Here is a 20,755-nt window from a genome sequence, read left to right on the forward strand (position 1 = left end):
CCTGATGAAGAACTTTATAAAGGAGGAAAGAGTCAGGAAGCAACTAACCCAGGCGCAGTTGGCAGAATTGGTGCAGGTTTCCCGGCAGACCATCATCTCCATTGAAACAAATAAATACTTACCTTCAACAGTGCTGGCACTTAAGTTAGCGAAAGCGCTCCAACAGAGGGTAGAAGACCTGTTTGAATTAGAGGATTCTGATTGAGCTGAAAAGGGCTGCAGTTCACCGTTCACAACATCTTGTCTTCTTTTCGCCTAAGATCACAGGGATAACCAGCACATTCATCATCCAAACAAACACATCAAGAAACAGCCAACCTATGAACAAACTTTTACAAGGCACCTGCCTGTTGCTTTTTGCCTTTTTGGTTTCCTGCTCAAATCAGAAAAACACCGCAGAAACCGCGACGCCCACAAATGAATACTTCGCGCTACCGGAAAAAGGCGTGCAGGATGGCGGGGTGCAGATGGTGCCTATCCAGACAGGTAAGGGCACTTTCAAGGTCTGGACCAAACGCGTGGGCAACAACCCCAAGATCAAGTTGCTCTTGCTTAACGGCGGCCCCGGGGCCACGCACGAGTACTTTGAATGCCTGGAGAATTTCCTGCCAGCTGAGGGTATTGAGTTCATATATTATGACCAGCTGGGCTGCGGCAACTCAGACAACCCAAAAGACACCGCCATGTGGGACCTTCCCCGCTACGTGGAAGAGGTGGAGCAGGTACGCAAAACGTTGAACCTGGGTCCCGACAATTTCTACTTGCTGGGCCATTCCTGGGGCGGTATTCTGGCCATGGAGTACGCCCTTAAATACCAGCAGAACATGAAAGGCCTCATTATCTCCAACATGATGGCCAGTGCCATTGACTACGGCAAGTACGCAGATGAAGTCCTGGCCAAGCAGATGGACCCGCAGGTACTGGCTCAGGTGCGCGACATTGAGGCCCGCAAAGATTTCCAGAACCCCAAGTACATGGAGTTGCTCATGCCTAACTTCTACGCCAAGAACGTGTTGCGTCTACCCTTGGAAGAATGGCCTGAGCCCGTGAACCGGTCCTTCGCCAAAATGAACCAGTCGTTCTACGTGACCATGCAAGGCCCCAGCGAGTTCGGGATCTCGGGCAAACTGGAGAAGTGGGACCGCAAAGCCGATCTGAAGAACCTCACCGTGCCTACCTTATCTGTGGGTGCCGAGTTTGACACCATGGACCCCAAACACATGGAATGGATGGCTGCCCAAGTGCAAAACGGTTCTTACCTATATTGCCCCAAAGGCAGCCACATGGCCTTCTACGACGACCAGCAAACCTACATGAAAGGCCTCATCTCGTTTATGAAAGGCGTGAACGAAGGTCAGAAAGAAGTGAAACTGCAATAACTACTGTTTGCCGTTGTTTGTATTCTGCCACTCGCCGTTGTTGGTGTTATCACCACCAACCATAAACCACGGCTCTCTGCCACAAAAAAGCTGCTAAGGTTTTAAGCCCCATTTCATGAAAAGAGCCCGGAAACACACTGCTTCCGGGCTCTTTTCATGAAAACGCTGTAAAAACAGAAACAGGCCTTACGCGGTAAACTTCTTGAAGATTGCCGTGGCAATGTGCCCGCCAAACCCAAAGGTGTTACTCATGGCGTAGTTCACTTCCTTAGAAACGGCTTTGCCCAAGGTCAAATCAAACTTCGCGCTGAGTTCTGGTTCTGGTTCGGTCACGTTGATGGTAGGCGGAATGATATTTTCCTGTACGGCCTTGATGCACGCAATGGCCTCAATGGCGCCGGCAGCTCCCAGCAAATGCCCCGTCATGGATTTGGTAGCGCTCAAATGAAGGTGCGTATTGGCCCCGAACACCCGCTCCACGGCAATCACCTCGCTGGCATCCCCAATGGGGGTAGAGGTAGCGTGGCAGTTGAGGTAATCAATGTCTTCCGGCAAAAGGTTTGCTTCTGCCAATGCTTCCATCATGCCCAGGTACGCGCCTTCGCCCTCAGGATGGGTACCTGTAAGGTGGTACGCATCAGCGGCCATACCGCCGCCCACCACCTCTGCCAGAATGGTCGCATTGCGTTGCACGGCGCTGTCGTAGCTTTCCAGGATGATGGCTCCGGCACCTTCGCCCATCACAAAACCGTCTCGTTTTACATCAAACGGCCTGGAAGCAGTGGCCGGGTCATCGTTGTGCGTGGATAAAGCCTTGAGTGCCCCGAAGCCACCCATACCGGACTCGTTGATGGAAGCCTCGGAGCCACCGGTGATGATCATATCGGCTTTGCCCCACTTGATGTAGTTGAAGGCCTCCAGAATGGCGGTGTTGGAACTCGCGCAGGCCGATACCGTGGCGAAGTTCACGCCGCGCAGGCCGTACTTCATGGAGATCACGCCCGCCGCGATGTCCACAATCATCTTCGGCACAAAGTACGGGTTGAACCTAGGCGTGCCGTCGCCGGCGGCGAACTCCATAAGCTGGTCCTGGAATGTCATGATGCCGCCGTGGCCGGTGCCCCAGATCACCCCAATGCGGTTGCGGTTGAGTTCTTCGAAGTTGATGTTGGCCATCTGCACGGCCTCGGCCACCGAGATGAGCGCGTACTGGGTATAGAGGTCATTTTTGCGGGCCTCGTTCTTCGGCATGAAGTCCAGCGGATTGAAGTTCTTCAGCTCGCAGGCGAAGCGGGTCTTGAACTTGGACGCATCGAAGCGGGTGATGGGAGCCGCGCCGCTCACGCCGTTCACCAAAGACTGCCAGTATTCTGGGACTGTATTGCCGATGGGCGTTAAAGCACCCATGCCGGTTACTACTACTCTTTTCATTTCTTGTACTTGAAAATTCTGATGCAAAGGTTGCCGGTGCCTTCCTGTTTATCTCCCTGACCTTAAGTCGGTACCAGGCTTCTTCTTGTTTTCCGCAACTGTGCTTCCACCTTTAGCGGCGAAAGTGGCGGCAAGATACTTGTTCAAAATTTAAAAGCCTCTCGTACCTTCATTCTTCGTAAGAAGGCCCACCATTTATGGCCTGTTTTTAGAAAAGTCTGCCCAAACCATATGAAGTACTTTCTGTCCGCGCTGCTGCTGTGTTTTCTCTTCTGTGCCACACCACTCCACGCCCAAACGCAACAACCTAAGCTTGTCACTTGGCAAGACCTCATGCAACTGCCCACGCCCGCTGCCGGCACGCGCATCGCCTACGGCCCCGACTCGCTGCAGTTCGGAGAGCTGCGGGTGCCCGAAGGAAAAGGACCGTTTCCGGTGGTAGTGATTATCCATGGAGGATGCTGGCTTTCGCAGTATAATTACGAGTACATGAACCACGTGAGCGCTGCCCTCACCAAGGCTGGCTTTGCCACCTGGAACATTGAGTTCAGAAGGGTAGGCAACCCCGGCGGTGGATATCCGGGCACTTTCCTGGATGTCGCCAAGGCGGTAGACCACGTGCGGGAACTGGCCAAAAAGTATCCGGTCTCCGGCAAAGAAGTGGTGGTGATGGGCCACTCCGCCGGCGGGCATCTGGCACTCTGGGCTGCCGGCCGTAAAGGCCTGCCGCGCAAGAGCCCGCTGTACACCAGAAATCCGCTGAAAGTGAAAGGCGTGGTCTCCCTGGCGGGTATCCCAGATCTGGCCACGTACAGCACCGAGAAAGGAAGCTGCAACACCGCCGTGGAAAAACTCATGGGTGGTTTGCCCTCGGCGGTACCCCAGCGCTACGCCGAAGCAACCCCCTCGCCGGCTCTAGCCTTGAAAACGCCCATAAGAATGGTGCAAGGGGCCCGCGACCCCATTGTACCGGTAAGCCAGGCGCAGAATTTTGTAAACCATTCCTCTTCCAATAAGAATAAGGCGCAGTTGGTGCTGTTACCGGAAGCCGGGCATTTTGACTTGGTTTCCCCTGTCTCTCCGGTATGGCCTACAATTGAAAAGGCCGTGAGAGATTTATTGATGAAGCGGAAGTAGTGAGGCTATAGATAGGGAATGCCGTTTCTGAGGCTTTCGCCTCTCTGATTTGCAAACTTCAGGTCATGGTAGGTCCAAGTCGCAGACTTGAACCAGTATTCATTTTTGTCCTCCTGAAAGGATCTTGGTGGCGAACGGCAATGGCGCTAACCAAGTGACTTTCCAGCTTACCCAAAAGATCCTTTCAGGAGGACAAAGCAAAATGTACTGACATCCCTTTCCCACCTGTTTTTACCAAAAGAGCCCGAAAACGATGAAACGCTTTCGGGCTCTTTATTTTAAAGGAAGTACTGGCTTATTGGGCAGAGGCGGTGGCGTTGCCGGCCGGCTTTCTTGCCTCCAAGTCCAGTTCAATGTTCACGGTCTCTGAGATGAACTTGTCACCCAGGGTTTTGTCGTTGCCGTAGTTCATCTGCCACTGCCGGCGGTCAATGTTGAAGTTGGCCTCAGCCTCCATCGCGTTCTCGTCCAGTTCTATGCGGGCCGGGAAGGTGATGTTCTTGGTCACGCCCTTGAGGGTGAAGTTGCCGCTCACACTGAAGTTGGCGCCCTGCACCAGTGAAGTGTCTTTCCCGTCTGATTTGAACGGCTCCACCTTGGTGATCTCAAACTTAGCGGTCCCGAACTTATCGGCGTCAAAGAAATCGCCGCTCAGCAAGTGGGGCTTCAGTTTGGTCTGGAACATTTCTCCCTGTTCTTTCAAGGACAGAGATTTTATGTTGATGATGAACTCGCCTCCGGTTACCTGGTTGCCAGATATGGATACGGAGCCGGAATTAAGGCGGAAAGTGCCAGGGTGGTTTTTGCCCACACCGTTACCGGTAAACTGCACCATGGAGGCAGCGGTATCTACCACAAAAGTCTGACCGGTGGCATCGGCAGCTGTTTTTTCTTCGGTGATGGTTGCTTTGTCGCCTTTGGGTGCTTCGTTGCAGGAAGCCAGAGCCAAGCCGGCCATCAAAGCCAATCCAGCGGTTTTAAGCGAAAATAAGGTTTTCATAGTTCTTAGGTTTAGGGGAGTATGTAGTTACATAAAGTAGTCTTTGAACGCTGGAAGTCCGTATTTGTTCTCTCCGCCGGGAGACCTATGCAGGTCTAATGCATGAGACGTACAAGGGAGTCGGCCATTGCAGGTTTTTCCGCCTGGTTGTACCTGCATTATTTATTTGTACCTAATTACAATTGAACTACCGGCACTTTTGGGGTCGTAGGTTGCCCGGATTGTGCCCCACGCAAAGTTCCTGTCAGTTCCAAGTTCCTTGTTAAGCCAATCATTGTAAAACTCGGCCTTCTCTTTTTCCCTTTGTTCACCCCAAGTTTCCCATCCGGTATCCATGTCAAAAGGAGAATCTTTGATTATAAACGAAATGGATTTTAAGGTCTTTTCATGGTAGAAGAATGTCATGTTGAAATATATGCCAGACACATCTACGTTTCTGATGGTGTAATGAATCCACCCGTTACCCCAATCCTGTTCTTCTTGTACTGCACTAAGCTTTAAGGCTTTTATTTCGCTAAGCTCCGCCGTCGGGAAAATGTTTTTGCCAGAGTAGAAGGTAAGTTTGCCTGTATTTTTATCTATCATTTTTGGCACAACTAAGTGGCGTAGCCCACCAGAAGAATCCCTCGTCAACTTCAGATTTTATGCATTGATTACTTCACCGGCTGCACCAGTTTTTCTGCTCTGAACACCCCATCGGCGGCTTGCAGGATCTTCGCTTTCAGTTTAGGGTTGTAATTGGGGTGTGCCTGCAGGAACGTGCGGATGGTCGCGGCCGCGGCAGGACTCTGGTAACTCCCGAAGGTAGCCGAAAGCCATGAGGCCGGGAAGAAGATATCACCGGTGACCTGGATTTCCTCCAGCAGGTCCAGGCTCTCTTTGAGGTACTTCTCTGAGGTAGCGGCTCGCAGTGGATGGTGCAGGTAATTCAAGGCACCCAAAACCCAGGATTCCACCTCGCGGTTCTGTTCCTGTTTGAGGGAAGCGAAAAAAGCATCGCGCTCTTCCACTTTGCCCGAAAGGACGGGCAGCATGAACTGCAGGCGCTTCCTGCGGTCTGGGTTGGGGATGCGGCCCATCTGTCGGGCCAGGATCTGCGGGCTGTTCTGGTAATCGCGCACGGCTAGGGCCAAGGCCAGCGAGGTGTAATCATCCTCGGTGAGTTTGATGCCGGCGGGCGCCTCTTGTTTGTCCCATATCTGGAACAGCCGGTTCTGGGCGGCTGCACTCAAGGCAATGCTCTGGTAAGTTTTGAAGAACAGCTTTTTCACGTTGCCGGTGGTGGCTTTTTCCATGGCGGTCCAGAGTTCCTGTTCCAGTTGCGGGGCCAGGGCCGGTCTTTGGGCCGCCGGCAGGAAACGCCAGAAGATATCGCTCAGTTGGCCGGTCATCAGCTTCACATTGAGTTCCTCGGGTTCTTTAGACAATCCGCCGCGGTAGAAATCCAGGAGCTGCTGCGCCGATACCCCGCGCCCGTTCTGCATGTTCTCGTACAAATTAATATACGCCGAGGCTCTGGCCACGGGGCTTTTCAGGTTGTACAAACCGCCCAGCATCTGCGCATCCACCGGGAACACGCCGTAGCCCTGACCCGTCACATCAAACAGCACAAAGCTGGGTTTTTCCTTGCCCACGGCTTCTTTCAGCGTCACCTCGGCCCCGTTCATGTTCACCGTCATTTCCTGAATACGGTCTGGATACACCAGCGCGATCTCAAAGAACTGCGGCCAGAACCGCGCCGAGCCATCTTCACCTTTCTGCCGGATGGTGAGGCTGGAGATCTTGTTGCCTTCGGTCTGGAGCGTGTAGTCAAACTGCGGGCGGCCGGGCTCATTCACCCACACCTGGTTCCAGGCCTGCAGATCGGCGGAGGTGAGATCGTCCAGGATCTGGATGAGGTCGGGCCAGGTGGCGTTACCGTAGGCGTATTTCTTGAGGTACTGCTGCAAGCCTTTCCGGAACGCTTCCTCGCCCATGAGCCTTTCCAGTTGGCGCATCATCACGGGGGCTTTGTGGTAAATGATGTTGCCGTACATAGAGCCCGCATCCTGCAGGTTATCCAGTTGCTGCCGGATAGGGTTGGCACCAGCGGTGCGGTCCACACCGTAAGCGGCGGGCAGGTGGTCCACCACAAACTTGAGGTCGTAGTTGGAGGTAGGCATGGCCACCTGCGTGATCTTGTCGGCCATGAAATTGGCGAACACCTCCTTCATCCAGACATCGTTGAACCACTCCATAGTCACCAGATCGCCAAACCACATATGCGCCGTCTCATGCGAGATAAGGCTGGAGCGCGAGATTTTCTGGTCCTGCGTGGCGCCCTCGTCCAGGAAGAGCGTGGAGGCCTTGTACTGGATAGCCCCTACGTGCTCCATGCCGCCGTACTGGAAATCGGGGATGGAGACGAAGTCAAACTTCTGGAACGGGTACTTGATGCCGGTGTAGGTTTCCATGAACTGCAGCGCATCGCGGTGGATCTGGAAGATGGGTGCCAGGCTCTGGTCCAGCTTTTCTTTATCCGTCTCGCGGTGCAGGAAGTGCATGGTACGGTTGTTGCTCATTTGTGCCACGTGGTCAAACTTACCCGCGGCAAAAGAGAAAAGGTAGGTAGGGATGAGGTCTGAGTTTTGATAATGGTACGTTTTCTGCCCGGCGTTCAGCACAGAGTCCTGCAGGGGGGCGTTGGCTAGGGCTTTCCAGTCCTGCGGCACCGATAGCGTGAGCTTGAAGGTGGCTTTAAGGCTGGGCTGGTCAAAACAGGGGAAAACGGTGCGGGCGCGGTCGGGGACCAGCAGGGTGTAAAGGAAATCCTCGTGCCGGTTCAAAGACAGATTACCCGCCGTAAACTCAATCTCTACTTTATTATCGCCTTTTCTCAGGTACTGCGGCGCAATGACCAGGTGCTCCTGGGTGTGTTCCACCGGAATGGTTTTCCCGTTCACCTTCACTTGTCTGAGGTGGTCCGGGGTTTCCTTAAAGTCGAGCTGCAGGGGCTGGCTTTTGTCTTTGAGTTGGAAAGTGATAGTCTCCGAGGCCTGGACCGGCGCTTCCTTCCGGGCCGGGATGGCCAGGTGCAGGTCATACGCGATCTTGCTCAGCTGCGAGATCCGGTAATCGGCGAGGGGCTTGGAGACGCCGGGTACCACCGGTACAGAACTGCCGGAGGGGGAGACGCGCGACGCACAGGACGTGGCCGCGGCAAAGGAGACTAAGAGAAGGCCTTTGGTGAGGGCCAGAAGGTGCTTGTTTTTCATTCTGAGTAAAGTTACAAATTATCGGATGGTAATGGCCGATTTTGGAGGTATTTGCATTGAATCTATAAATGTTTTTGTCCCTATTTTTTAAAAAAATACTCCAAAAAAATAATTGAGATTAAGAACGCATTAAAATATAAGAATTTTACTTTACTTCGTAGCCGAGAAAACCTTTAAGATGAATAAAGTAGTACAAAAAGTAGTGGTGGCCTCCACCAACCCTGTCAAAGTAAGTGCGGCGCTCAATGGCTTGCAAGCCATGTTCCCGCAGTATGAATTTGAAGCGGAGCCTATCTCCGTGCCCTCCGGCGTATCTGATCAGCCCATGACAGATACAGAGACCCTCACCGGCGCCTTTAACCGCGTGAGCAATGCATTTGAGGCCCAGCCTACGGCCGATTTCTGGGTAGGCATTGAAGGCGGCGTGCAAACGCTGCACACAGACCTGGCCGCTTTCGCCTGGATTGTGGTCCGTTCCAAAAAACTGGTAGGCAAAGCCCGTACCGGCATGTTCTTTTTACCACCCGCCGTTGCCGAACTGGTGCAGCAAGGCGTGGAACTCGGCGAGGCCGATGACCGCGTGTTTGGCCACACCAACTCCAAGCAGAAAGGCGGTGCCATTGGGTTGCTTACCCAGAACGTGGTAGACCGCGCAGAACTGTATGAGCAGGCGGTGAAACTGGCTTTGGTGCCGTTCAAAAACGAGGAGCTTTATTTGCAGCGTCAGGAGGCCAGCGTTAGCCTGAAACCAGAGCATTTCTAACCCGTTTTCCTGAAAACAAGCTAGAAACAGAAACCGGATCTATGCCCCTGCCCACCTCCTCGGTTAAAATCTACCCTCTTGGCGATACGGCCGTTGTGCTGCAGCTGGGAGATGAGATAGCCGTAGAGACCCATGGGCAAGTAAAGGCCGTGGTCCGGTTTCTGAATCAGCATTCCTTTCCCGGGCTTATTGAGTATGTGCCCGCTTTCACCACCGTCACCATCTATTATGATCCCTGGCTTGTAAGCGAGTGGGGAAAATCTGACCCGTACGCCGCAGTGGAAGAGAACCTCCGGCAGATGCTGGCGGAGCTGGAAACCGGTTCGGAAACAGAGCCGGCCTCCGTGAAGGAGATTCCGGTGGTCTACGGTGGGGAATACGGACCAGACCTGGCGTTTGTGGCGCAGCATACAGGCTTAAGCATGGCGGAAGTCATTGCGCGGCACACCCAGCCAGAATACCTGGTGTACATGATCGGTTTTGCACCCGGTTTTCCGTATTTAGGAGGCATGGACCCTAAGATTGCCGCACCCCGCAAAGAAGTGCCCCGCCAAGTCATTCCGGCTGGTTCGGTTGGCATTGCCGGTGTGCAGACGGGCGTGTACCCCATGGAAACACCGGGTGGCTGGCAGTTGATCGGGCGTACGCCCCTCAATTTGTTTGACCCGAACCGGGCGGAGCCCAGCTTGCTGCAGATGGGAGATGTGGTAAGATTTGTGTCGATCTCTGAGCAGGAGTACAACGCCTTGAAGGAGGAAGCAGATGGGGATTAAGGTAGAGAAACCCGGCTTGCTTACCACCGTGCAGGATCTAGGCCGGTACGGTTTCCAGAAACAGGGCATGGTAGTAAGCGGTGCCATGGATTCCTTCGCCCTCCGTTTAGCCATCCTTTTAGCAGGAAACCCCGAAAACGCCGCCGCGCTGGAAATCACTTTGTCCGGACCCAGTTTGCGGTTCCAGGAAGACAGCCTCATTGCCCTCGCCGGTGCCAACCTTTCGCCCAAACTGAACGGCACACCCGTTCCCAACCATCGGCCGGTTTTTGTCAGGAAAGATACTTTGCTGGAATTCGGTGCGCCCGTGCAGGGCTGCCGAACTTACCTGGCTGTAACCGGAGGCATTGACGTGCCCTTGGTTATGGGCAGCGCGTCTACCTATGCGCGGGCAGGTGTGGGTGGTTGGAATGGTCGGGCTCTGCAAAAAGATGATGTCTTGCTGGTTAATCTCCCAACTTCTGAGCAACTACAACATTGGCAAGAGAAATGCCCTGCCGGGGAGCCGTTCTTGGTGTCTAGCTGGGGCCTCTCCCGAGATTTACTACCCGCCTATAGTGAGAACCCAACCGTTCGGGTATTGCCCGGACCGGAATTTGCCTTGTTTTCTGAAAATGCTCAGGAAACGTTCTGGAACTCGGAGTTCAAGGTTTCTCCGGCCGCAGACCGTATGGGTTACCGGGTGGAGGGACCAGTTTTATCTTTGAAAGAGCCGGTGGAATTGCTTTCCAGCGCCGTTACTTTTGGCACGGTGCAGGTGACTCCCAGCGGAAATCCTATTATCTTGATGGCCGAACACCAGACCACCGGTGGGTATCCGCGCATCGGGCAAATCATTTCCGCGGATTTGCCGCTGCTGGCGCAGGTGCGACCAGGCGCTAAACTCCGGTTCCGGCAGGTTTCCCTCACCGAGGCCCACCAGCTGTATTACCGGCGAGAGCAAACCCTGGAACACCTGAAAAGAGTCCTCCACCTTCAATCCAAAAGATGAAGCAAACCTTTACTGTTGATTTAAACTGTGATTTAGGCGAGAGTTTCGGGGCGTACCGCCTGGGCAACGATGAAGCCATTCTGCCGCTGGTGACCTCGGCCAACATTGCCTGCGGATTCCACGCCGGCGATCCCGGAGTCATGAAAAAGACCGTGCGGCTGGCGCTGCAACAGGGCGTGGCGCTGGGGGCGCATCCCGGTTTTCAGGACCTGGCCGGTTTCGGCCGACGCGACATGGCCGTTTCCCCTGAGGAGGCTCATGACCTGGTAGTGTACCAGATTGGCGCGCTCACGGGATTCATCAAAGCGGAAGGTGGGGTATTGCATCACGTAAAGCCGCATGGCGCGCTGTACAACATGGCCTCCGTGAACGCGCCTTTAGCCGAAGCCATTGCCGAGGCCGTCTACAAAGTAAGTCCTGAGGTGGTGCTGTACGGTTTGGCCGGTAGCGACCTGGTCAAAGCCGGAGAGAAACTAGGCCTGAAAACCGCCCATGAAGTCTTCGCGGACCGCACCTACCAGCAGGACGGCACCCTAACCTCCCGCCGCTTGCCCAACGCTCTCATCACAAATCAACAGGAAGCCGTACAGCAGGTGGTGCGCATGGTGAAGGAAGGAAAAGTACTGTCACAGCAGGGCGTAGACGTCTCTATCAAAGCCGATACCGTCTGCATCCACGGCGATGGAGCGCACGCGGTGGAATTTGCCCAACTTCTCCGGGAAGAACTGACCCGCCAAGACATCACCCTTCAAGCGTTTTAGGCCCGTTTTTATGAAACAACCCAGAAACTGGAGTGTGCTCCTGGGCGCGGCTTTCCTGATGGCGACCTCGGCCGTAGGGCCGGGCTTCCTGACCCAAACCACCGTCTTCACACAGAGCCTGGGCGCCAGCTTCGGGTTTGTGATCCTGCTTTCCATTATCCTGGATATTGGCGTGCAGCTCAACGTCTGGCGCGTCATTGCCATCTCCGAGAAGCGGGCGCAGGACGTAGCCAACGCGGTACTGCCGGGCTTGGGTGGTTTCATTGCGCTGCTGATTGTTCTGGGCGGACTGGCCTTCAACATCGGGAACGTGGGCGGCGCGGGGCTGGGCGTTAACGTGCTCACCGGCATCTCCGTGGAAACCGGCGCGATTATCTCCGCGGCGTTCGCCATCATGATTTTCCTGGTGCGCGAGGCCGGTAAAATCATGGACCGCTTCGCGCAGATTCTGGGTTTGGTCATGATCGGACTCATTGTGTACGTCGCCTGGATTTCCTCGCCTCCTTTGGCCGAGGCGGCATTCAGGACGTTTGCCCCGGAGCAGATCAGTTTCACCGCCATCATCACGCTGGTGGGCGGTACGGTGGGCGGTTACATCACCTTCGCGGGTGGGCATCGCCTGTTGGATGCGGGCGTGAAAGGCAAGGATGCGCTGGGGCAGGTGACTACCAGTGCCGTATCGGGTATCTCGCTGGCTTCCCTTATTCGGGTTTTCCTGTTTCTGGCCACCTTGGGCGTGCTGCAGCAAGGCAAAGTCCTGAACCCCGAGAATCCGTCGGCATCGGTGTTTGAGCTGGCCGCCGGCACACTGGGCTACAAGCTGTTCGGGGTCATGATGCTGGCCGCAGCCATTACTTCGGTGGTGGGCTCAGCGTACACGTCGGTTTCCTTTATCAAGTCCTTCAGCCCGCGCATTGCCCGTAATGAGAACTGGGTCATCATTGCGTTCATTGTGGTCTCCACCATCATTTTCGTCTCCATCGGGAAGCCGGTGAAACTGCTGGTGTGGGCGGGCCTGGTGAACGGTTTCGTGCTGCCTGTTACCCTGGGCACTATGCTGGTGGCGGCGCACAAGAAAAGCCTGATGGGCAGTTACCGGCACCCGCGCCTCCTCACGCTGTTCGGGTTGCTGGTGGTCTTGATCATGAGCTGGATGGCGGGTGATACTTTGGTACAACAAATCAAGAGTTGGTAGGAGAGGAGAGTTTCAGTTTTCAGCCTTGTTTCTGAAAATGAGGCTTAAATCGAGATGGTTTAGAGTATTTTTAAATGAAAATGCTTGCCTTGAGGGGCAAGCATTTTCATTTTAGATCATTGTGACCTGCGGTTCAGAAATCTAAAGCCAGGTATTGTTTCACGCATTCCGTCCCCCTTTGAAGGGGGTAGGGGGATGACAAGGACGCGTCAAGAACCGCCTGCCTTTGCAGCAAAGAGGCAGAGTGTATCAGTGCAGATTCTCCCCTTGAGGGGAGATAAAGAGGGGTGTTTACAAAAGAGGGTACGCATTGTTGGGGCAATCAAAACCATGAAAGGTAGATGATACTCCTACCACACAGATGGCAATTGGGAACGCCATGATCAGCAGGTGTAAACACCCCTCTTCGCTCCCCTCAAGGGGAGAATCCTTCTTGTTGCCGTTGTTGGTGTTATCACCAACAACCAAGACTGCGGTAGCAAGAGCAAGGGCAACCACAAAGGATTGCCCCTACATATCAGTAATGCGTGACCTTGCACGAGTAATCATCCCCCTACCCCCTTCAAAGGGGGACGGAATGCGTGAAACCTCCGGAGATAATAAGGCGGTGTTGCTACGGCAAATTACTTTGTCTCCCCATCCTGCTAATCCGCCATTGTTGGTGATATCACCAACAATCAAAACTGCCTTCCTGTATGTCATTCAACATAACCAGTAGAGCTTAGTGACTGCTTTTCCAGTTCGCCCACAAGATCCTTCCAGGATGACAAAAGGAGGAATGAAGGCAAGCAATAAAATAGCTTGGCAAGAACAGGGATAGACCAAGTTCTTGCCAAGCTTAACTATAGCACTGTTTGTGATTAATGCACCGTTCAGAACTACAGCACCGTGATTTTCTGCAGTTGCGCCTGCTGGCAGAGTTGGTTGAACGCGGCGATGTCTTTCTGCACCAGCTCCGTCATCTGGCCTTTGTACTTCTGCCACTCGGTTTGCAGTTCCTTCAGGCGTTCCTGCTGGCCCTGAGTCACGTACGGGATGCTCACGTCCAGTTCGCCTTTCAGGAAGAGGTAGTTGGCGCTGAGTTTGTTCACATAGTTGATCACGTCATCGGTGGCCTGTGATTTGTTCTGCACCAGCTCGTCCTCCCAGGCATCCATCTTCTTGATGAGCGCCTTGCCCTCGCTTTGTATCTTCTGGTAGCCGGGTTTGCCGTCCAGCAGCGTGAGCAGGGAGGAGACTTGTCCTTTGGCTTTGCGCATCTGCTGCACCGCCAGGTGGATGTCTTTCACGTCCTGCTCTACCGCCGCCAATGTGGTCTGCTGTTGCTGGTATTCTGCCTCGGTGGCTTTAAGTCTGGGGTCTGCCAATACTTTGAAGGATACCGTTTTCTCCTGGCTATGCATTTTGAGGCGAGCCTGGTAGGTGCCCGGTGCCACTTTGCGGCCCTGGTAATTACCCTCAATGAAAACCGGAGGCACCCCGGGCAGGGTGGCATGGCGCAGGTCCCAAACGGTGCGGTTCAGGCCGGCTTTGGTGTGCAGGGTAGGTTCTTCGTCCGGGCCGCCTAAGTAGCCCACATACGTCTTATCGGGTTGGTTGCTGTAGCTTCTGATTACCTTGCCTTGGCTGTCCAGGATCTCCAGGGACAAGGTGCTGTCTTTCTGGAAACCGCTCGGAACCTGGTAGTAGAGGACCACGCCGCTGGCGGGGTTGGTGCCGAAGAAACTGGCCTTGCCATAGTTGCTGGTTTCTTCCTCGGGTTCCTGGTCCAAAGCGCTGGCCCCGAATACGCGGTAGGCATCCTCGGGCTGGAACAGGTGAAGCGCCTGCGCCGATGGCTTTTTGTCAATCTCACGCAGCATGTTCAGGTCGTCCAGAATCCAGAAGGAGCGGCCCTGGGTAGCGGCGATGAGGTCGTTCTTGTGCACTTTCAGGTCGGAGATGGGCGTGAGGGGGAGGTTGCCCTGGAAGCTGGTCCATTCCTTGCCGCCATCATGTGAGATGTACAGGCCAGTCTCGGTGCCGGCAAACAGCAGGTCTTTGCGCTGGCTGTCTTCGCGCACTACTTTGGTGAAGGCCCCGTACGGAATGCCCTTGGAGATATTTTTCCAGGTTTTGCCGTAGTCGGTGGTCTTGTAAATGGCCGGGGTGAAGTCGTTGAACTTGTAGCGGGTGGTAGCGATGTAGGCGGTGCCTTTCTCGTGCGGAGACACCTCAATGCTGTTGATGAGGCATTCTTCCAAGCCTTTAGGTGTCACGTTTTTCCAGTTCTTGCCACCATCGCGGGTAATGTGCACCAAGCCGTCATCTGAGCCGGTCCAGAGCAGGCCATTCTCCAGCGGAGATTCCATCACGTAGGAGATGGTACCGTAGTTCTCGCCACCGGCGCCTTCGTTGGTGTAGGGCGTGCCGCTCCAGCCCATTTTCGTTTCGTCATGGCGGGTCAAGTCAGGAGAGACCACTTCCCAGGTTTTACCTAGATCAGAGGTCTTGAACAGCTTGTTGGCCGCGTGGTAGAAAGTGCCTTTCTCGTGCGATGAGTGGATGATGGGCGCGTTCCAGTTGAAGCGGTATTTCATGTCCTTCGGCTGGAGGGCCATGTACTGGATGGGCGCGATCATGATGGGCTTGCCTTCCTTCAGCTCGGTGTCCAGCACCTCGATGGTACCCTGGTAGCTGCCGCCCAGCACGTAACGCGGGTTGTTAGGATCAAAGGCAATGAACGCGCTCTCGCCGCCGGCGCTGGAGGTCCAGTCGCGGTCGCCTATGCTGCCCCCGGATAAGTTTCGGCTCGCGATCTTCACCGAGGAGTTGTCCTGCTGACCGGCGTAGATGTTGTAAGGGAACTGGTTGTCTGCGCTGATGCGGTAGAACTGGGCCGTGGGCATGTTGTTCTGGGTAGACCAGATTTTGCCGCCGTTGAAGGTAACCGCCGCGCCGCCGTCGTTGGCGATGACCATGTTCTGGCTGTTTTTGGGGTTGAACCAGAGGCCGTGGTAGTCACCGTGCGTGCCGCGCAGCTGGCTCCAGGTCTTACCGCCATCGGTGGATTTCAGGCCGGGGCCGTTGAGCACGTACATGGTGTTTTCCTGCAGCGGATCGGCGAAGACTTCAATGTAGTACCAGGCGCGCTGGGTAAGCCGGTGGTCTTTGCTCACACGGTTCCAGTGTTGCCCGCCGTCGTTGCTCACGAATAGGCCGCCCTGCTCTTTTTGGGTATCGCTCTCCACCAAAGCAAACACTTTATCAGAATTCGCCCTAGAAACGGAAACGCCAATCTTGCCTAACTCCGCAGGCAGGCCGTTCTGGATCTTGTTCCAGGTCTCGCCGCCGTCCACTGATTTGTACAGGCCGCTGCCTTTGCCGCCGCTGCGCACCTCCCACGGCAACCGGCGGTGGTCCCACATGGAGGCGTACAGAATGCGCGGATTGTTCAAGTCCATGCTCAGATCGGCGGCGCCGGAGTTCTCGTCCACGAACAGGGTTTTCTTCCAGGTCTTGCCACCATCAACTGATTTATACACCCCGCGCTCGGTATTGGGACCGTGCAAAGCGCCCTGCGCCGCCACGTACACGATATCAGGATTGGTGGGGTGGATACTGATGCCGGAGATGTGGCGCGTCTGGTCCAGGCCCAGGTGCGTCCAGGTTTTACCGCCGTCCACCGATTTGTACACGCCATCGCCATAAGACGTCATCACACCCCGAGGCGCGTGCTCGCCCATGCCCACGTACACCACATTGGGATCAGACTCGGAGACCGATACCGCGCCCACCGAGCTGGTTTTGAAGTAGCCGTCTGAGATGTTGAACCAGCTCTGGCCGGCGTCCTCTGTTTTCCAGAGACCACCGCCCGTGGTGCCCATGAAATACACCAACGGGTTGTTCACCACGCCCGAGGCCGTCACCGATCGTCCGCCCCTGAATGGTCCGATGTTGCGCCACTTTACCGTTTTAAAGTAATCATGGGGAGTGATATCTTGTGTTTTGGCAGCTTTGGGTTTCTGTTTCTGTTGGGCCTGCGCCCAGGGCGAGGCCGCCGCTAGAAGCAATGCGAGGTAGACTGTTTTCCGCATGGAAGAAGGGAATGTTAAGGAATGATGCCCTTAAATATAACCGCCCTTTGGTGAATAACCGGCAGCAGCGGACAAAAATCATCTGGGGTAAAGTTTCCGGCGGGAGGCTGTTGAAAGGTTTGCTGGAGGTTGATGGATGAAGGATGGCCAGTTGAGGGAGACCCCGTTCTAGCTTGTCGTGGCTAAAGCGTTTTCAGCCTGTTTACAGGGAAATGGCCTTGAAATGGGAAGAAGTTAGACTTCGTTTTTAGCGTGTTTTCTGAGAATTATCATGAAACCCTATTCTTGCTCTGGAGTAAAGCTTTTGCTTAAAGAATCAGCAAAGCGGGTTTGAGGCTTTCGCCTCACGGAAGTTGCAAACTTCCGGCCATTTTGGGTCCAAGTTAAAAACTTGAACCAGGTTTTATAGTGAGTGAAGCGGCACTGCTTCTCTGCTTGTTTAATGAGAATTCCCCTGCTCTGCTTCTTTGGTGAGGGTTCCCCTCCTGGGAGGAGTAGGGGTGAGTTAACATTGCATGCTGTCGTTCGCGGAACCATGGCTGTATGTAAAACCGAAGGGAAACAGAGAAGCCCATCTGGTGAGGATGGGCTTCTTTGTAAAGTTTACCTAGGCGTTTTGAGCCTGATTTTCCAAAATCGGCTCCAAAAAAGACGTGTCTAAAGCAGGTGCATCTGCCGGAGGGCAAACACCGGCTTAGAAAACGCGGCCTTCTTTTCGGGCTTTACGGCCTTTGGGTGGTTCTATCTTTTTGGGCTCAGCGGTGGCGGCCGGGGTATCGGCTTTGGCCATGAGTGGGGCACCGTCTGTGTCAAGTTCCACCACTTCGTAGCCCAGTTTCTCCAGGCCCGGTTTAATGGCGGCCTTGTCGCCCACCAGCATGATGCTCATTTTCTCTACGGGCAGGTACTTTTTGGCCAGGGCGTTGATCTCCTCTTTGGTAATGGTTTTCAGGATCTGGTTCTGCTTGTCCACGTAGTCGGCGTCCAGGTTGTAGCGGAGCATGTTGTTGAGGAAAGACGCTTTCTGGAACGAGGTCTCGTACTTGCGAGCATCAGACTGCCCGATGGCGCTGCGCATGAAAGCTAATTCCTCGTCAGTGATACCTTCTTCCCGGAAACGCTTGATCTCTTTCATGAACTCTACCACCGAGCTGTCTGAGACGTTGGTGCGGACGCCGGCAGCAGCGGTGAACGGACCGGGGGCCTCGGTGCCGGAGAAGTAAGACCAGGCGCCGTAGGTGTAGCCTTTGTTCTCGCGCAAGTTCAGGTTGATGCGGCTGTTGAAGGCCTCGCCCAGCACGAAGTTCATGAGCGTGGCTTTGTAGTAATCGCCGGTGGCGTCATAGGGAAGGGCCATGTACCCGATCCGGATCTCAGACTGCGCGGCTTTGTCTTTGTCTACCACGTAGATTTTAGTTTTGTCTATGTTGGCCACCTTCGGCTCTGCCGGAATGTTCACGGGCTTGGCGTCCCACTTATTCAGGAAGGCCAGCTTGGGCATGATCTGGGCTTTCTCCACGTCGCCTACAATCACCAGGTTGGTCACGCTGGGCGAGAAGTAGTTCGCGTAGAATTTCTTCACATCGTCCAGGTTGATGCTTTCCACGGTGGCGGTGGTGCCCATAACCGGTACGGCTTTGATGTTACCTTCGCCGTAAAGCATTTTGTTGAAGACGTTGTTGGCCACCACGGTAGGCTGCGTGCTCTGGTTTTTAATGGCCTCCAGCCGCTGCTTTTTGAGGCGATCAAAGTCTGCGGGATCAAACCGGGGGTGCAGCATGCGCTCTTCCAGCAGGGCCAGGGTGGCATCCAGGTTCTTGGTCTGGCTCTGTACCTGCACGGTCATGGTCTCGGTGCCGCTCCCGAAGTTGATGGAGCTACCCAGTTTCTGCAGTTGGGAAGAGATTTCCTCAGCAGTGTATTTCTCCGAGGACTCGTTCAGCATGGAGGCAGTGAGGGAAGCGATCCCGGCTTTAGAGGGGTCATGGGCCTCCAGTTTGTGGCCGCCCATGAGGGTAAACAGCAGGGTTACGGTGGGTACCTCGTCATTCTTGGCGCCTATCACCTTGATACCGTTGGTCAGGTTGTCTTTCCAGAAAGGCGGTACTTTGATCACGGGGTTGGCGCCGGCGGCCGGACGTTTGCTGCGGTCAAAGGTGTCTTTGGCTTTCACATATTTGAGGCCGGCGTATTGGTCCGCGGGCGCCCGGTAGCCATTGGGGTCTACTTTGAAGTTATCGGCGCGAGCCACCATCTCTGGTTTGCCTTTGGGTACCACGCTCAGGATCACCGCCGGCTTGCCTTTGATGTACTTGTTGTACACGCGCAGCACATCTTCTTTGGTCACGGCGCGGTGCGCTTTCAAATGGTTGGTGAGGTAATTGGGGTTTCCCGTGAAGGTCTGGTAAGAAGCCAGGGTAGAAGTCTTGCCGGCCACGCTGGACATGCTGTTGATAATGCCGGCCTCGTACCCAGACTTAAAGCGTTCCAGGTCATCGGCGGTGACGCCTCTTTGCTCAAACTCTATAAAGGCATTGCGCAGTTCTTTCTCCATATCAGCTAGGGAGTGCCCGGGAATGGGGAGGGCGGTTAAGGTGAACTCGCCGGCCAGTTCTGAGCAGGGATGACCCGCGTTGGCCTGCACTACTTTCTGGGCTTTGGTCAGGTTCTTATAGAGGATGGAGTTCTTGCCTCCGCCAATGATCTCAGCGAGCACGTCAAGCGGCACCTCATCTGGGTGGTAGTTGGGCACCGTTGGGAAGGTCATCTGCACCATGGGGAAGCGGATGTTGTCCTCGTAGGAAATGTAGCGGTCCTGGGTGAGCACCGGGGCCGGCAGTTTCATGTTCTTCACCTCTGGTCCCCGGGGAATGGAGCCGAAGTATTTCTCGGCGAGTTTCACCACCTGCTGCGGCGTTACGTCTCCACCCACGGTGAGCGTGGCATTGTTGGGGCCGTACCAGCGAAGGAAGAAGTTCTTGAGGTCATTCACGTCTACCCGGTTCAAATCCTCTATGTACCCGATGGTGGTCCAGGAATAGGGGTGACCATAGGGGTAGAGCGCCTGGCCGACTCTTTCATAAACCCTTCCGTAAGGCTGATTGTCTACGCGCTGGCCACGCTCGTTCTTCACGGTCTCGCGCTGCACTTCAAATTTGCGCTGGGTCACGGCATCCAGCAGGAAACCCATGCGGTCGGCTTCCAGCCACAAGGCAGTTTCTAACTGGTTGGAAGGCACCGTCTCAAAATAGTTTGTTCTGTCGCGGTTGGTGGTGCCGTTGAGGTCGCCGCCCGCCTGGGAGACAATCTTGAAGTGCTCCTCATCGCCCACGTTATCTGATCCCTGGAACATCATGTGCTCAAAGAAGTGCGCGAACCCGGATTTGCCTACTTCCTCGCGGGCCGAGCCCACGTGGTAGGTCACATCCACGTGCACAATGGGATCTGAGTGGTCTTCGTGCACCACCACGGTGAGGCCGTTGGGCAGCAGGTATTTCTCATAGGGGATCACCAGTTCACCATCTTTGCGGGTCACCTTTTCCACCAATCTGGTCTGGCCTGTACTCTTTTGGTTAACCATAGAACTGGGTTTTTTGGCCGGAGAAGCCTTCTTAGGGGTCTGTGCCTGGGCAGACAGCGTCGCAACCAAACACAATACCACGATGCTCTTGTTAGACATACGCGTGAGGGGTTAGTGAAAGGATAGGTTTAAGTAATATTAAGGAAAATTTTTGTGTTTTTCTAACAAATGCTGCTTTCAATTCTGGTATTGGGCTGGAGAAGGAAAAAATTTCTGCCAGAGGCTGAGACTTTTTGCCCAGGGTGTGCCACTTACCGCCGAAACCCCTGAAAAGCCGGAGAGTAGAAACAAGGCCAACTGCAGGACGGGCCAAGGGAATGTGGCTTTAGGAAAGGGTCTTGTTTTGAGGCTGTTTTCAGGAAAACGGGCCTGAAACGGAATTTCTCCTGTCTGCATGGCCGCTTTTCCGAGAAAT

General features: G+C 54.6%; 15 protein-coding genes. 9 read left to right on the forward strand and 6 right to left on the reverse strand.

Annotation, left to right across the window (positions count from 1 at the left end; translation table 11 throughout):
- Window positions 1–4: 4 nt before the first annotated feature.
- A complete protein-coding gene (locus J3P35_RS03910) occupies window positions 5–205 on the forward strand; it encodes a helix-turn-helix transcriptional regulator (protein WP_210463055.1) in 201 nt (66 codons plus the stop codon).
- 115 nt (window positions 206–320) lie between these two features.
- Complete coding sequence (locus J3P35_RS03915) at window positions 321–1,379, forward strand: proline iminopeptidase-family hydrolase (protein WP_210463056.1); 1,059 nt, start codon at window positions 321–323, stop codon at window positions 1,377–1,379.
- Between the two features lie 186 nt (window positions 1,380–1,565).
- On the opposite strand, the gene fabF is transcribed toward J3P35_RS03915, so the two are convergent.
- On the reverse strand, window positions 1,566–2,810 hold the full coding sequence (gene fabF, locus J3P35_RS03920; RefSeq protein ID WP_210463057.1) for a beta-ketoacyl-ACP synthase II: 1,245 nt from the start codon (window positions 2,808–2,810) through the stop codon (window positions 1,566–1,568).
- Between the two features lie 231 nt (window positions 2,811–3,041).
- On the opposite strand from fabF, the gene J3P35_RS03925 reads away from it, so the two are divergent.
- Together J3P35_RS03925 and J3P35_RS22255 are read left to right on the forward strand one after the other, a co-directional pair.
- Window positions 3,042–3,947: an alpha/beta hydrolase family protein gene (locus J3P35_RS03925; protein ID WP_246849945.1), complete on the forward strand. Its 906-nt coding sequence runs from the start codon at window positions 3,042–3,044 to the stop codon at window positions 3,945–3,947.
- A 101-nt stretch (window positions 3,948–4,048) separates the two neighbouring features.
- Entirely contained in the window at window positions 4,049–4,105 is a 57-nt protein-coding gene (locus tag J3P35_RS22255) for a hypothetical protein (RefSeq protein ID WP_394371268.1), read from the forward strand.
- 137 nt (window positions 4,106–4,242) lie between these two features.
- On the opposite strand, the gene J3P35_RS03930 is transcribed toward J3P35_RS22255, so the two are convergent.
- From J3P35_RS03930 to J3P35_RS03940, 3 genes are all read right to left on the reverse strand, one after another.
- On the reverse strand, window positions 4,243–4,947 hold the full coding sequence (locus J3P35_RS03930) for a YceI family protein (RefSeq protein ID WP_210463058.1): 705 nt from the start codon (window positions 4,945–4,947) through the stop codon (window positions 4,243–4,245).
- Window positions 4,948–5,109: 162 nt separating this feature from the next.
- Entirely contained in the window at window positions 5,110–5,532 is a 423-nt protein-coding gene (locus J3P35_RS03935; RefSeq protein WP_210463059.1) for a hypothetical protein, read from the reverse strand.
- A gap of 68 nt (window positions 5,533–5,600) precedes the next feature.
- Window positions 5,601–8,201, reverse strand: coding sequence for a M1 family metallopeptidase (locus J3P35_RS03940; protein WP_210463060.1), 2,601 nt, complete (start codon window positions 8,199–8,201; stop codon window positions 5,601–5,603).
- A 178-nt stretch (window positions 8,202–8,379) separates the two neighbouring features.
- Between J3P35_RS03940 and yjjX the strand changes: the two genes are divergently transcribed.
- The 5 genes from yjjX to J3P35_RS03965 are packed head-to-tail and all read left to right on the forward strand — an operon-like array spanning window position 8,380 to window position 12,684.
- The gene (yjjX, locus tag J3P35_RS03945) at window positions 8,380–8,964 is read left to right on the forward strand and encodes an inosine/xanthosine triphosphatase (protein ID WP_210463061.1); all 585 of its coding nucleotides are present in this window, start codon (window positions 8,380–8,382) and stop codon (window positions 8,962–8,964) included.
- A gap of 41 nt (window positions 8,965–9,005) precedes the next feature.
- Entirely contained in the window at window positions 9,006–9,737 is a 732-nt protein-coding gene (gene pxpB, locus J3P35_RS03950) for a 5-oxoprolinase subunit PxpB (RefSeq protein WP_210463062.1), read from the forward strand.
- Entirely contained in the window at window positions 9,727–10,728 is a 1,002-nt protein-coding gene (locus tag J3P35_RS03955; protein WP_210463063.1) for a 5-oxoprolinase subunit C family protein, read from the forward strand. Before pxpB ends, J3P35_RS03955 begins: the two co-directional genes overlap by 11 nt.
- Window positions 10,725–11,489 carry a LamB/YcsF family protein gene (locus tag J3P35_RS03960; protein WP_210463064.1) on the forward strand — a complete coding sequence of 255 codons (765 nt, stop codon included), beginning with the start codon at window positions 10,725–10,727 and terminating at the stop codon, window positions 11,487–11,489. The genes J3P35_RS03955 and J3P35_RS03960 overlap by 4 nt, the downstream gene beginning before the upstream one ends.
- A 10-nt stretch (window positions 11,490–11,499) precedes the next feature.
- Window positions 11,500–12,684, forward strand: coding sequence for an NRAMP family divalent metal transporter (locus tag J3P35_RS03965; RefSeq protein ID WP_210463065.1), 1,185 nt, complete (start codon window positions 11,500–11,502; stop codon window positions 12,682–12,684).
- 878 nt (window positions 12,685–13,562) lie between these two features.
- Here J3P35_RS03965 and J3P35_RS03970 read toward each other — a convergent pair.
- Together J3P35_RS03970 and J3P35_RS03975 are read right to left on the reverse strand one after the other, a co-directional pair.
- Window positions 13,563–16,760: a VPS10 domain-containing protein gene (locus J3P35_RS03970; RefSeq protein WP_210463066.1), complete on the reverse strand. Its 3,198-nt coding sequence runs from the start codon at window positions 16,758–16,760 to the stop codon at window positions 13,563–13,565.
- A gap of 694 nt (window positions 16,761–17,454) precedes the next feature.
- Window positions 17,455–20,439 carry a M16 family metallopeptidase gene (locus J3P35_RS03975; RefSeq protein WP_210463067.1) on the reverse strand — a complete coding sequence of 995 codons (2,985 nt, stop codon included), beginning with the start codon at window positions 20,437–20,439 and terminating at the stop codon, window positions 17,455–17,457.
- Window positions 20,440–20,755 lie beyond the last annotated feature (316 nt).

The sequence above is a fragment of the Rufibacter roseolus genome, assembly GCF_017916365.1.
GTDB classification, from domain to species: Bacteria; Bacteroidota; Bacteroidia; order Cytophagales; family Hymenobacteraceae; genus Nibribacter; species Nibribacter roseolus.

Coding starts and splice junctions, on each gene's coding strand:
- J3P35_RS03910 (WP_210463055.1), top strand. CDS start 5: ATGAAGAACTTTATAAAGGAGGAAAGAGTCAGGAAGCAACTAACCCAG.
- J3P35_RS03915 (WP_210463056.1), top strand. CDS start 321: ATGAACAAACTTTTACAAGGCACCTGCCTGTTGCTTTTTGCCTTTTTG.
- fabF (WP_210463057.1), bottom strand. CDS start 2,810: ATGAAAAGAGTAGTAGTAACCGGCATGGGTGCTTTAACGCCCATCGGC.
- J3P35_RS03925 (WP_246849945.1), top strand. CDS start 3,042: ATGAAGTACTTTCTGTCCGCGCTGCTGCTGTGTTTTCTCTTCTGTGCC.
- J3P35_RS03930 (WP_210463058.1), bottom strand. CDS start 4,947: ATGAAAACCTTATTTTCGCTTAAAACCGCTGGATTGGCTTTGATGGCC.
- J3P35_RS03935 (WP_210463059.1), bottom strand. CDS start 5,532: ATGATAGATAAAAATACAGGCAAACTTACCTTCTACTCTGGCAAAAAC.
- J3P35_RS03940 (WP_210463060.1), bottom strand. CDS start 8,201: ATGAAAAACAAGCACCTTCTGGCCCTCACCAAAGGCCTTCTCTTAGTC.
- yjjX (WP_210463061.1), top strand. CDS start 8,380: ATGAATAAAGTAGTACAAAAAGTAGTGGTGGCCTCCACCAACCCTGTC.
- pxpB (WP_210463062.1), top strand. CDS start 9,006: ATGCCCCTGCCCACCTCCTCGGTTAAAATCTACCCTCTTGGCGATACG.
- J3P35_RS03955 (WP_210463063.1), top strand. CDS start 9,727: ATGGGGATTAAGGTAGAGAAACCCGGCTTGCTTACCACCGTGCAGGAT.
- J3P35_RS03960 (WP_210463064.1), top strand. CDS start 10,725: ATGAAGCAAACCTTTACTGTTGATTTAAACTGTGATTTAGGCGAGAGT.
- J3P35_RS03965 (WP_210463065.1), top strand. CDS start 11,500: ATGAAACAACCCAGAAACTGGAGTGTGCTCCTGGGCGCGGCTTTCCTG.
- J3P35_RS03970 (WP_210463066.1), bottom strand. CDS start 16,760: ATGCGGAAAACAGTCTACCTCGCATTGCTTCTAGCGGCGGCCTCGCCC.
- J3P35_RS03975 (WP_210463067.1), bottom strand. CDS start 20,439: ATGTCTAACAAGAGCATCGTGGTATTGTGTTTGGTTGCGACGCTGTCT.